At 70.1% G+C, this 12,203-nt stretch carries 12 protein-coding genes and 1 pseudogene; 5 read left to right on the top strand and 8 right to left on the bottom strand.

The features are described 5' to 3' along the window. Positions 1-11: 11 nt before the first annotated feature. Both ACYVKA_RS08855 and ACYVKA_RS08860 read left to right on the top strand, forming a co-directional pair. Positions 12-743, top strand: a complete 732-nt coding sequence (locus ACYVKA_RS08855) for a response regulator transcription factor (protein WP_460704687.1) — start codon at positions 12-14, stop codon at positions 741-743. Further along, the gene (locus tag ACYVKA_RS08860; protein ID WP_460704689.1) at positions 740-2,206 is read left to right on the top strand and encodes a sensor histidine kinase; all 1,467 of its coding nucleotides are present in this window, start codon (positions 740-742) and stop codon (positions 2,204-2,206) included. Before ACYVKA_RS08855 ends, ACYVKA_RS08860 begins: the two co-directional genes overlap by 4 nt. Before the next feature lie 3 nt (positions 2,207-2,209). Here ACYVKA_RS08860 and ACYVKA_RS08865 read toward each other — a convergent pair whose 3' ends face one another. Further along, a complete protein-coding gene (locus ACYVKA_RS08865) occupies positions 2,210-3,619 on the bottom strand; it encodes a hypothetical protein (protein WP_460704691.1) in 1,410 nt (469 codons plus the stop codon). 232 nt (positions 3,620-3,851) lie between these two features. On the opposite strand from ACYVKA_RS08865, the gene deoC reads away from it, so the two are divergent. Continuing rightward, positions 3,852-4,526, top strand: a complete 675-nt coding sequence (gene deoC, locus ACYVKA_RS08870; RefSeq protein WP_460704693.1) for a deoxyribose-phosphate aldolase — start codon at positions 3,852-3,854, stop codon at positions 4,524-4,526. A gap of 82 nt (positions 4,527-4,608) precedes the next feature. Here the strand turns inward: deoC and ACYVKA_RS08875 are convergent, their stop codons facing one another. Next, positions 4,609-4,872 (bottom strand): metal-sensitive transcriptional regulator, encoded by a 264-nt coding sequence (locus ACYVKA_RS08875; RefSeq protein WP_394276966.1) that lies wholly within the window; start codon positions 4,870-4,872, stop codon positions 4,609-4,611. Positions 4,873-4,876: 4 nt separating this feature from the next. Further along, positions 4,877-5,464 carry a rhodanese-like domain-containing protein gene (locus ACYVKA_RS08880; protein WP_460704695.1) on the bottom strand — a complete coding sequence of 196 codons (588 nt, stop codon included), beginning with the start codon at positions 5,462-5,464 and terminating at the stop codon, positions 4,877-4,879. Between the two features lie 71 nt (positions 5,465-5,535). Here ACYVKA_RS08880 and ACYVKA_RS08885 point away from each other — a divergent pair, with 71 nt between their 5' ends. After that, positions 5,536-7,191: an FAD-dependent oxidoreductase gene (locus ACYVKA_RS08885; RefSeq protein ID WP_460704697.1), complete on the top strand. Its 1,656-nt coding sequence runs from the start codon at positions 5,536-5,538 to the stop codon at positions 7,189-7,191. Between the two features lie 129 nt (positions 7,192-7,320). Next, positions 7,321-9,162: a glycoside hydrolase family 127 protein gene (locus ACYVKA_RS08890; RefSeq protein WP_460704699.1), complete on the top strand. Its 1,842-nt coding sequence runs from the start codon at positions 7,321-7,323 to the stop codon at positions 9,160-9,162. Positions 9,163-9,754: 592 nt separating this feature from the next. Here ACYVKA_RS08890 and ACYVKA_RS08895 read toward each other — a convergent pair. From ACYVKA_RS08895 to ACYVKA_RS08915, 5 genes and pseudogenes are all read right to left on the bottom strand, one after another. Next, positions 9,755-9,979, bottom strand: coding sequence for a hypothetical protein (locus tag ACYVKA_RS08895; RefSeq protein WP_460704701.1), 225 nt, complete (start codon positions 9,977-9,979; stop codon positions 9,755-9,757). A gap of 23 nt (positions 9,980-10,002) precedes the next feature. After that, on the bottom strand, positions 10,003-10,389 hold the full coding sequence (locus ACYVKA_RS08900) for a transposase (RefSeq protein ID WP_460704703.1): 387 nt from the start codon (positions 10,387-10,389) through the stop codon (positions 10,003-10,005). Next, positions 10,331-11,594 (bottom strand): annotated as a pseudogene (locus ACYVKA_RS08905) (NAD(P)/FAD-dependent oxidoreductase). The gene ACYVKA_RS08900 and the pseudogene ACYVKA_RS08905 overlap by 59 nt, the downstream one beginning before the upstream one ends. Further along, a complete protein-coding gene (locus ACYVKA_RS08910) occupies positions 11,569-11,739 on the bottom strand; it encodes a hypothetical protein (RefSeq protein ID WP_460704705.1) in 171 nt (56 codons plus the stop codon). Before ACYVKA_RS08910 ends, ACYVKA_RS08905 begins: the two are co-directional and overlap by 26 nt. Positions 11,740-11,782: 43 nt before the next feature. Further along, positions 11,783-12,202, bottom strand: coding sequence for a MerR family transcriptional regulator (locus tag ACYVKA_RS08915; RefSeq protein WP_394274965.1), 420 nt, complete (start codon positions 12,200-12,202; stop codon positions 11,783-11,785). Between the last annotated feature and the right edge of the window lies 1 nt (position 12,203).

Consider the following 12,203-nt stretch of genomic DNA (forward strand, 5'->3'; position numbering starts at 1 on the left):
AAAGTAGGGCCATGGCACGCTTCGAGAAGACCGAACAGCTCACCCGACCCGACGGCTCCCCCATCCGGGTGCTCACCGTCGACGACGAGAAGAGCCTCACCGAGCTGCTCAGCATGGCCATGCGCTACGAGGGCTGGGACGTGAGCACCGCCGGCACCGGCACCGAGGCCGTCACGGTGGCCCGCGAGGTGCGGCCCGACGCGATCGTGCTCGACATGATGCTGCCCGACTTCGACGGCCTCGAGGTGATGCGCCGCATCCGCACCGAGCAGCCCGACGTGCCGGTCATCTTCCTCACCGCCAAGGACGCCGTCGCCGACCGGATCGGCGGGCTGACCGCTGGCGGCGACGACTACGTCACCAAGCCCTTCAGCCTGGAGGAGGTGATCGCCCGCCTGCGCGCCCTGCTGCGCCGCAGTGGCGCCACAGCCCCGGTCAATGACTCGACGCTGGTGGTCGGCGACCTCACCCTGGACGAGGACTCCCACGAGGTGACCCGTGGCGGCGACCAGATCACCTTGACCGCCACCGAGTTCGAGCTGCTGCGCTACCTGATGCGCAATCCCAGGCGGGTGCTGTCCAAGGCGCAGATCCTGGACCGGGTGTGGAACTACGACTTCGGCGGCCAGGCCAATGTGGTCGAGCTCTACATCAGTTACCTGCGCAAGAAGATCGACCACGACCGCGAGCCGATGATCCACACCATGCGCGGCGCCGGCTACGTGCTGCGCCCCGCGGCATGAGCCAGGTCGTCGTCGGCCGACAGGCGGGATCGACCGTCGCGCTCGCTCCCCTGCCCCAGTTGGGACGCGGCACGCTGAGCCGCACCCTGGTGCTGCGGATCGCCACCTTGGTGGCCGCCCTGGCCCTGGTGCTCGGCACCGCCAGCATCCTGGCCACCCGCCACCAGCTCGTCTCCGCCGTCGACCATCAGCTGTACAGCGCCGTGGCGCGTGGCGAGCGCTTCGACGGCTCCCGCCGGGTGGATGGCCGCCCGATGCCGGGCACCCAGGTGGGCCAGGTGAACGTCACCCTGACCAGCAGCACCACGCGCGGTGAGTTGTGGGTGGAGGGTGGCAACTCCGACCTGGCGCAGAAGGTCATCCGTCAGCTGGTCGAGGGCCAGCCGCGCCAGCCCGCCACCATGGACCTCGAGGGCCTGGGCTCCTACCGGGCCGTCGCCTCCACCTCACCCAGCGGCACCACCCAGATCGTCGCCCTGCCCCTGTCCCAGGTGAACCACACCCTGCGACAGCTGCTGCTGCTGGTGCTCGGCCTGACCGCCCTGGCGATCGCCATCGCCGTGGTCGCCGTGCGGGCCGTCGTCGTGCAGGCCCTCACACCGCTGACCCGGCTGGCCGCCACCGCCACCGAGGTCTCCAACATGGCCCTGGAACGGGGTGAGGTGGTGCTGCCCGAGCGGCTCGACCGGATGGATGCGGACCCACGCAATGAGGTGGGTCGGGTGGGCTTCGCCTTCAACCACATGCTCGACAATGTCGAGGATGCGCTGTCCGCCAGACAGGCCTCCGAGACCAGGGTGCGCCAGTTCGTCGCCGATGCCAGCCACGAGCTGCGCAATCCGTTGGCCTCCATCCGCGGCTACGCCGAGCTCACCCGGCGAAGCGGCGAGCAGCTGCCCACCGACGCCGAGCACGCGATCGGACGCATCGAGTCCGAGAGCACCCGGATGAGCCGGCTGGTGGAGGACATGCTGCTGCTGGCCCGCCTCGACAACGACCCGCAGCTCGACCTGGCCGAGGTGGACGTCGTCGAGCTGGTGCTCAATGCCGCCTCCGATGCCCAGGTGGCCGGCCCCGACCATGACTGGGGCGTCGACCTGCCCGAGCATCCCGTCACGGCCCGCGCCGACGCGCTGAAACTGCACCAGGTGGTGGCCAACCTGTTGGCCAATGCCCGAAAGCACACCCCGGCCGGCACGCACGTCACCGCCGGGGTGTCCGTCGAGGCAGGCCAGGCCGTCATCACCGTGTTGGACGACGGCCCCGGCGTCGACGAGTCGGTGCGCGACCATGTCTTCGAACGTTTTGCCCGCGGGGAGGACTCACGCACCCAGTCCTCGGAGGGCTCCACCGGGCTCGGGCTGGCGATCGTCGCCGCCGTCATGGAGGCGCACGGCGGGCAGGCCAGCCTGGAATCGGCCCCCGGTCACACCTGCTTCACGCTGCGGGTGCCGCTGGCCTGAGGCTCAGCAGGACTCCACCGAATCGGTCCAGCAGGCCTCGCGCAGGTAGAAGATCGCGGCCGCGCCGCCCGCCTGCGAGGAACCCGGGTACCAGTCCAATGCCATGCCGTCCTGGTAGCCGGTGGCGCCGGCCTTCTCGTTGGTGTGCTTGGCAAGCCACTGCTGGATCTTCGGGCCCTGCTGGAAGAGCGAGGTCACCTGCTTCACCTCGGCGGGGGCGGCATCGGTGAGCGTGGCTCCCGCACCGGCCTGGCTCTTCACCTTCAGGTAGGTGACCTCCATGCCGCTGACCCGGTAGTCGATGCTGTGGGTGATCTCCTTTTCGGTGCGCTCGCACGTGACGTCGTCGGTGCCCTTGCAGGTGTAGCCGAGCTTGTCGAGCTCGGCGGCCAGCGGCTTGGCGGGCAGCAGGCTCACCGGCATGGCCCGGTCGGGCACCCAGCGGTCGACATAGGAGACAATCGAGCCGTCGCTGCTGCCACGGGCGACGATGCCCCCCTGTTCGGTCTTGGCGTACTCCTCCTCGGTGCCCGCCCGCACTGCCTTGAGCAGGGCGTCACGCTGCTTGTCGTCGGCAGCCACCTGTCCTGCCAGGTATTCCTGCAGGGCCAGTGCCTTGGGGTTCTTGCCGCCCTTGCCGTCCTGGACGTTGAGGGCGACGCGGCCCAGCCTCGAGCCCTTGGCACCGCCGACATAGGCCATCATCACCGGGTCGCTGGTGTAGTGGGTGCACATCCACGAGTCCATCCCGGCCTGGCCCTCCTCGGCACAGGTGAACCCCTCGTCGGTCAGGTGCTTCTTCACCGTGGCGACGGTTCCGGGGCCCGGCACCTGGCCGGGAGCGCGCGAGACGGTGGGCGGCGCGGAGGCGCTGGCGGGGACCGAGGCCGACGGCGAGGCGGCCGTCTGGGGCTGGGCGGGGGTGTCCTCGCGCTGCGAGAGGTACCAGGCACCGCCGCCCAGGGCCAGCACCAGGGGCAGCGCGAGCCACCACGCCTTCCTGCCGTTGGGGGCGTCATCGAGGCGTTCGGTGACGGTGGCGCCGGTGGGCACGGGGGGCGGCTCGACGGCCCGGTGACGCGGGGTGACGGGTTCCTCCCGCTCGGTCTGGGGGCGCTGGGCCCGCGCGCGCGGTGCAGCCTGCTCGACCCGCGTGGACTGGTCCTCGGGGTCGGCCGCCCGCCGGCTCGGCCTGCTGGCCGGGCGCTTGGCAGGATCCTCGAAGGGGCTGGCCTGCTGCGGCGCCGCCTCCTCCTCGGCAGGCTCGAAGATCCGACGGGCACGGCTGGGCCTCGCGTCCTGCTCGGGCTCCGCGGCGTGACTTCGCGGGCCGGCCGGGGTCTCGTCCTGGGGATCGGCGGCGCGACGGCGGGGTGCGCCGCTGCGGCCGATGGGCTCCTCGTGCTCAGTCACGCCCGCCAGCCTAGTGCTCCCAGCCCATGGATTCCGTACAGATGGGCGCACGGCTGGTACCGGCACGGCGCGTTGGCTTGCCAGCCCGTTGCTCCTCGACCACAATTCGCCCTCGACCAGCACTTCAACCCCGCCGCCAGCCAAGCCCCGAAGCCACCATGGGTGTCCACGATCTGGCCAGCCCCCAGCTCGACAGATTCCGCAGCAGGTGCCCACCACCTACTCTGGACACATGACAGACCTGACCCGCCCCGCCGTCGCCCAGATGATCGACCACACCCTGCTCAAGACCGATGCCACGCCCGAGCAGGTGCTGGCGCTGGCCGACGAGGCTCGCGAGCTGGGCACCTATTCCATCTGCGTCTCGCCGAACATGCTGGCCACCCCGGACCTGCGCGAGCGCCTGGGCGAGGTGAAGCTGGCCACCGTGTGCGGTTTCCCGTCGGGCAAGCACACCGCCGCCATGAAGGCCGCCGAGGCGCGCGAGTCGGTGGCCCTGGGCGCCGACGAGGTGGACATGGTGATCGACGTCGGCCTGTTGCGCGCCGGTGATGACCAGGCGCTGGCCCACGAGATCTCCGCGGTCAAGGCCGAGGTGCCCAGCCCCAAGGTGCTGAAGGTGATCATCGAAGCCGCCAGCCTGTCCGACGACGAGGTCGAGCGCGCCTGCCGTGCCGCCGAGGCTGCGGGGGCCGACTTCGTCAAGACCTCCACCGGTTTCCACGGCGATGGCGGCGCCAGCCTGCACGCCGTCGAGCTGATGGCCGCCACCGTTGGTGGACGCCTGGGTGTCAAGGCCTCCGGCGGCATCCGCGACTGGGCCACCGCCACCGCGATGGTTGAGGCCGGCGCCACCCGACTGGGCGTCTCGGCCAGCCGCGCCCTCCTGGACGGCGCCGAGGCCTGATCCGGTCACCACGCTGAACCACCCGACGAGGGCCCGGCCGACCGGCCGGGCCCTCGCCATGTCCGGGGTTGCCCGGCGAGGTTCAGGCGAGCGAGAGGAAGAGCTTCTCCATCGCGGCAAGGTCTTCTTCCCTGTCGGGGTTGTCATCGCCCAGGCAGCGCTGCATGCCGGTGCTGATCAGGGCGAAACCGGCCCGGTCGACGGCCTTGCTGCAGGCGGAGAGCTGGGTGAGCACGTCGCGGCAGTCCCGCTCCTCCTCGATCATCCGCAGGACGGCGGCCAACTGGCCTTGGGCGCGACGCAGTCGCTTGGTGACGGCGTCGAGTTCGTCGGCTGGGATCTCCATGGTCTCATCGTGCCTGACGCCGGGCCCGCAGCGCGTGGCGCACCGAGTCGGGGGTGGGGCAGCTGCGGGCCTGGTTCCATGGTGCCCTGGCGAGCAGCGCGGCCAGGCCGCAGGTGTCGGACAGGCCCGAGTAGAGCAGCCCGGTGCCGATCCCGGCGCTGAGCCACTTGGCCCTGGGCGCGCGGGTGCTGGCGAGGATGCCGGCCAGCACGATGCCGCCTGCGGCGGTGCGCACCTGACGCTCCATCGCCCAGGGGCCACCCTCTGGGCTGGTGGTGGGCAGCTGTGCCTGCTGCCAGGCCTGCATCCCGCCGGTGAGGACGTGGGCGCGAGGCCCGATGTGCTCGGCGAGCGCGACCGAGGCCTGGTTGGCGCGGTTGTCGGTGCGGCAGACGAGCAGCACCTCCCCCGGCATCTCCTCGGCCAGCGGGCCGGCCTGGGCCTTGAGCAGGTGCAGCGGGATGTTGACGGCCCCGTCGAGGTGGCCTCCGGCGAACTCGGCAGGCGTGCGGACGTCGACGAGCAGCGGTGCGTCCTGGCCGGTGATCCAGTCGTGCGCGGTGCGGGCGTCGAGCTGGGTGGGGTGCGTCATGGTCTCTCCTGGACTCCTGAGTGGCAACGATCGACTTGAACCTATACCCCCAGGGGTATTAGGTTCAAGTCATGGACATCGTCATCATCGGAGGCGTCGCCGCGGGAATGTCTGCCGCCGCACGCCTTCGCCGTCTCGACGAGACGGCCACCATCACCGTCGTCGAACGCTCCGGCAACATCTCCTTCGCCAACTGCGGCCTGCCCTACCACGTGGGCGGCGTCATCGAGGAGCGCGAGAGCCTGCTGCTGCAGACCCCGAAGGCCATCAAGGACCGCTTCGAGATCACCGCGCTGGTGGGCACCGAGGCCACCGCCATCGACCGGGAGCGCCGCGAAGTGCACGTCACCGAGCTGGCCAGCGGCACCGAGCAGGTGTTGCACTACGACCACTTGGTGCTCGCCCCCGGCGCCCGCCCGGTGCGCCCACCAATCCCCGGGATCGAGCGCGCCCTGGGCCTTCGCACCGTCGAGGATGTCGACGCCATCATCGCCGCACTGGAAGGGGACGGCGAGCATCCCGCCCCGCGCACTGCCACCGTGATCGGCGGCGGCTTCATTGGGCTGGAACTGGCCGAGAACCTGCTGCACCGCGGCCTGGCCGTGACCATCGTCGAGGCCACTGACCAGGTGATGGCACCGCTGGACCCCGAGATGGTCGCACCGGTGCACGAGGCCCTGCGCGCGGCGGGAGTGGACCTGCGCCTGGGCAGTGGGGTGACCGCCATCGGTGAGCAGGACGTCACCCTGGCCGACGGCAGCACTGTGCCCGCCGAGCTTGTGGTGGCTGCCATCGGGGTGCAGCCCGATTCCCGGCTGGCCGAGCAGGCCGGCCTCGAGCTCGGCCCGCGCGGTGCGATCGTCGTGGACGAGAACTGGCGCACCAGCGACCCGCACGTCTTCGCTGCCGGCGACGCCGTCACCAAGGTCGACGCCCTCGACGGCTCCACTGCCCTGGTGCCGCTGGCCAACACCGCCAACCTGCAGGGCCGTCGCATCGCCGACGTGATCGCCGGCCGCCAGGTGCGCGAGCGTGGCGTGCTGGGCACCGCCATCGTCGGACTGCTGGGCCTGCAGGTGGCCGCCACCGGCTGGAACGAGAAGCGCCTGCGCGCCGCCGAGCACCCCCACCGGGTCATCCACACCCATCCGTCCGACCACGCCGGCTACTACCCGGGCGCCAGCACCATGGCACTGAAGCTGCTCGTCGACCCCACCGATGACCGCATCCTGGGTGCGCAGGGCGTCGGGCAGGCCGGCGTGGACAAGCGCATCGACGTCATCGCCACCGCCATCACCGGCGGCATCACCGCCAGCGGACTGGCCGAGCTGGAGCTGGCCTATGCCCCGCAGTTCGCCTCGGCGAAGGACCCGGTGAACATGCTCGGCTTCATCGCCGAGAACCTTGCCACCAGTACCACCAGCACCATGCAGTGGCACGAGCTGGACGAGCTGCGGCGGCAGGGGCGAGCGGTCATCGACGTGCGCACCCCGGCAGAGTTCGCCGCCGGAGCCATCGATGGCGCGGTGAACATTCCAGTCGACGAGCTGCGTGGTCGCCTCGACGAGGTGCACGAGTTGTCCACCGGCGGCGCTCCGGTGGTGCACTGCGCCGTGGGGATCCGTGGCCACATCGCCTGCCGGATCCTCGACGGGCATGGCATCGAGGCGTTCAACCTGGACGGAGGCTGGCGCACCTGGCAGGCCGGTCACGCCGCCGGGGCCTGAGCGCGTGGCAGCCCGCGGGCCGGCGCCAAAGCCGGTCCGCGGGCGCCACCGCAGCCAGAGTCTCATAGGCTGTGCAGTGAGAAGTTCGACCCAGCGAGCTGGCGTCTCGACGCCAGGGAGGATGCACCGATGCCCCACCCAGTCACCCCGGCCGCGTTCAGCGCCACCCAGGCGCCCGTCGCACTGACCAGCGTCCATCCCGCCGAGGATGGATGGATGGGCCGCTTCCAGCGCCGCAACCACGAGGCAACGCTGCCGCACGTGATCGCGAAGCTGCAGGAGACCTCCATGCAGAACCTGCGCAATGTGCGCGACGGCGTCAAGGCCGACCACATTGGCCCCAACAACTCCGACTCCGAGATCTACAAGGTCGTCGAGGCCATCGCCTGGGAGAACGTGCGCCACGGCGAGCTGGACTTCACCGACTTCGTCGACGAGGTGGTCGAGCTGGCTGGCGCCGTCCAGCAGGAGGACGGCTACCTCAACTCGTGGGGACAGGCCCAGCCCGACTACGAGCACTTCAGCGACCAGGCGATGGGCGACGAGCTGTTCACCGGTTCACACCTGGTGAAGGCCTCCATCACGCTGGCCCGCACCGGCCGCACCGACCTGCTGGAGATTGCCCGCAAGTGGGCCGACCTGGTGGTGGAGCGCTTCGGCCCCGGCAAGGAGGGCTACGACGGCCACCCCGGTATCGAGGGCGCGCTGGTCGAATTCTATCGCGAGACCGGGGAGAAGAAGTACCTGGAGACAGCCAAGGCGCTGCTGGACCGTCGTGGCCAGAACCGCCTGCGCTACGGCGCCCTGCCGTCGAGCTTCTTCCAGGACCACGAGAGCGTCCGCGACGCCCATGAGGCCCTGGGCCACGCCCGCCGCCAGCGCTACCTGGACTCCAGCTGCGCCGACATCCTGGCCGAGTACCCCGACGACACCGAGCTGCACAAGGCTCTGGTCGCACGCTGGGACAGCGCCCATCTCTCGAAGACCTACATCACCGGCGGACTGGGTTCCCGCCACTACGACGAGAGCTTCGGCGCCCCCTACGAGCTGCCGCCCTCGCGCGCCTATGCCGAGACCTGCGCCAGCATCGCCGACGTCTCGGCCAACCACCGCATGCTGCTGCTCACCGGCGACGCCCGCTATGCCGCCGCCATCGAGCGCGTGCTGTACAACGCGCTGGCCGTGGGCGTGAGCGAGGACGGCACCCGCTTCTTCAGCTCCAACCCGCTGCAGGTGCGCAGCCGCCAGCGTGACGAGGACAACAACCGCATCGAGCGCGCCGAGTGGCTCAACCACTCCTGCTGCCCCACCAGTCTCGTGCGGCTGGCCGCCAGCATGGGCACCTATGTTGCGACCACCTCGGGCGCGACGCTGTCGATCCAGCAGTGGGTGCCCGGCACCATCGACCTGCCCGAACAGGTCGGCGAGGGCCACCTCGTGGTGGAGACCACCTACCCGGCCAGCGGCCGCGTCACGGTCCGCCTGGAGGGCGAGGCCCGTCCCGGTGCCCGCCTGCGGATGCGGGTGCCCGCCTGGTGCGAGAAGCACTCGATGAGCGGCCGCAAGGCGCTGGTGGTGGACGGCTACATCGACCGTCCGCTGGTGGCGGGCTTCGAGGAAACCCTCGACTTCCACATGGAGCCCCGCTTCGTCTACGCCCACCCGCGCGTCGACGCAGTCCGTGGCTGCCGTGCGCTGCTGCGGGGACCGGTGGTCTACTGCGCCGAGGGCGTCGACAACCCACAGATCGAGAACCTGGTCTTCCACACCGAGGCCCAGGTGCAGGAGGCGGCCGAGGGCGAGCTGCCGAAAATCACGGTGCCGGCGAGCTTCCGCAAGAAGCCGCAGGCGCTGTACTCGCACACCATGGTGGCGGTGACACCCGAGGTTCGCGAGACCACCCTGGTGCCCTACTACCAGTGGGGCAACCGCGGCAACAGCCCGATGCGCGTCTGGTTGCCGACGATCTGATCGTCTGGCTGACCAGCCGGCTCGGGCCGTTGGTCTGGCCCGCAGACTTGCGCAGACGGACCCAGGGGCCAGTGCAGAGGAGTCCTGCACTGGCCCCTGGGCCGTTCGTGGATCGCTTCCTGCTCTGCTCGGGGCTCGTCTAGCGGGACGACCGCCATCGGCACCGGGATGCTCGCCTGGGCACGTGCCACCAGCGCCCCGAGGAGGGGGGCCTGGCGCCCCGGTGCGAGCCTGGAGGCACCTACCACCGCGATACTGTCTGGCTTCCAGTCGACCTGGTCGATGACGTCGCCCAAACTGTCACCGTGGGCGACCACCACACTCACCCCGGCCACCCCGGCCGCCTTCTGTCGCGCCTCCTCGAGGGCCTCGGCCGCGTGCTGGCGCGCCTGCTCAGGCAGCTTGCGGTCGCGACGGGCCTTCACCCCGGATCGTGGACACGGTGGTGGTTGATTACGCTGCGGTTGGCAGCGGAGCGGCCCGGAGGGCCTCGTAAGTGTTCGGGGACAGGTATCCGCACCAAGAGTGGCGTCGTCGGGTGTTGTAGCGCACGAGCCAGCGAAAGTGAAGCGCCCCAGGTTCTCTGCCGCTCCTATACGGGTTGGGGCTCTCGGGTGAGCGCTTCGTAATGGGCGGCCTCGCGGGCGGCGCCGTCGTTCAGTTCGACGGTCACCCGCGGCGCCCCATAGGCCGGGTCCCCACCAGCCTTCGGGTCCTGCATGGCGCGGATCCGTGCAGCCAGGACAGCATCGTCCTCGGCGCGCTGCTGACGGGCCGGGCCAGCTTTCTGCCAGGCATAGAACGAGGAGCGGGACAACTCCAACACCTGGCACAACCGCTTCACCTGGTAGGTGGTCTGGTGGTCGGCGACGAACCAGAAGCGGTTGGCCAGCTCGTCTCCCCGGCGAAATACTTGGCCGCCTTGCCCAGGATGTCGCGCTCGGTCTCCACCCTGGCCTTGTCCGCCCGCAACCGGGCATTCTCGGCCTCCAGCCGGGCAATCCTCGCTACTGGTGACTCACCGGAAGGGGGCGTGGCTGGGGTCGGTCCGTCGTTGGTGCGGACACCGTTGACCAAGTCCTTGACCCACAACGACAGGGTCCCACGGGAGACTCCCAACTCCCCAGCGATCTGCTTCAACGTCGCACCGGGCATGGTCTCGTACAAGTCAACGGCCTGCTGACGAAACTCCATCGAGTAGAACTTCTGGGCCATGGTGATGATCATCTCGCTTCCTCCAGCCCATGCTGGATTCCACGTGTACACAACCCGGGGTCAAGGCCCCCTTGGCGCTGCCGAAGGGCGGCGCATAGGCCAGTTCCAGTTCCGCCAGATCACTGGCTATCACATGGCCGGTCATTGCCGTGGCAATGACATCGATCCGCTTGTCAACACCCTTGGGCCCACGCCCTGGGCTCCGAGGATCGCGTCGGTGTAGGGGTCGACGAGCAGTTTCAGCGCCATCTGTGTGGCGCCGGGGTAGTAGCCGGCATGGTCGGTCGGATGGGTGTGGATCGCGCGGTAGGGGCGCCTGCGGCACGCAGGCGCTTCTCATTCCATCCGACGGTGGCCGCCTGTAGACCGAACAGATCCACGATTGCGGTGCCGAGCACCGGACGGTCGCCGATCTCGCGGCCCATGATGCGGTCGGCGATCCGCCGTCCCTGCACGTTCGCCGTCTGGGCCAGCGGCACCAGGACCAAGGACCCATCGACGGCGCATGCTTGGCCACGGCGTCACCGGCCGCGTAGATGTGCGGATTGCGCGTGGTGAGGTTCCGGTCGACGACGATCCCGCCATTGGGTGCGCACTCCAGGCCCGCATCACGGGCGAGCTGCGAGTCAGGGCGCACCCCGATGGCGGCCACCACCAGGTCGGCATCCAGGACCGTCTGGTCGGCATCCAGGACCGTCTGGTCGGCGAGGGTCACGTCGTGGTCACCGATGGCGGTGACCGCGCACCCCAGGTGCAGGTCGACCCCGGCCGAGCGCAGCGCGTCGCGCAGGTGTGGCCATCTCGGGGTCGAGCGGTGCCAGGACTTGGTCGGTGGCCTCCACCAGCGCCATCTGCAGGCCCTTGCGAACGAGGTTCTCGGCGACCTCGAGACCGATGAAACCGCCGCCGGTCACCGCGTCGGTGCGGGCCTGCTGGGCGGCGGCAGCGAGCGCATCGGCGTCCTCGACATTGCGCAGGGTCAGTGCCCACTCGATGCCGGGGATCGACGGACGCGCCGGTGTGGCACCGGGCGCCAGCATCAGCCGGTCGTAGTGCAGACGCCGGGCGGCGCCAGTGGACAGGTCGGTGACGGTGTGAGCTGTGCGGTCGATGGCCTCGGCGCGGGTGTTGACCAGTACATCGATGTTGAAGCGGGCCTTGATGGCCTCGGGCGTCTGCAGCAGCAGGGCATCACGGTCGGTGATCACACCACCCACGTAGTAGGGCAGACCGCAGTCGGCGAGCGAAGGAGATGTGGCCCGACTTCGCCACGACGGTCATGGAGGCCTGCTCGTCGAAACGCCGCAGGCGGGCGGCGGCCGACATGCCGGCGGCGACGCCGCCGATGATCACGATGTCCATGGGACTTCCTTTCCGGAGGATGTCAGGGGGTGGCCGGGCGGGCTCAGCGGCCCAGACGACGCCGGGCACCCGGGCGGTGACGCCCGACCCAGACCCGGCCGTCGGCGCCCGTGGTGAACACGCGGCCACTGGGCGTGGGTATCGCGCTGTCCAGCTCGGCCCACAACTGGCCGACCAGGTGGTCGAGCTCACGTCGCGTCTGGTCGATCTGGTCGCGCAGCGCGAAGATTGAGGCCACCTGCGCGACGGGCATCCCGGCGTGCTGCACCATGTTGCGCGCCTGGCGCAGCCGGGCCACGTCGGCCCGGCCGTAGACGGGCTGGCCGGCCATGTCCTGGCCGGGATGCACGATCCCGGCCCGGGCGAAGGCATCCAGGGTGCGCGGGTGGATCCCGGTCAGGTGCACCACCTGGATGGTGGTGAACACGACGTTGTCACGCCGCTCGTGGTTGTTGCTGGTCATG

The sequence above is a fragment of the Luteococcus sediminum genome, assembly GCF_054783495.1.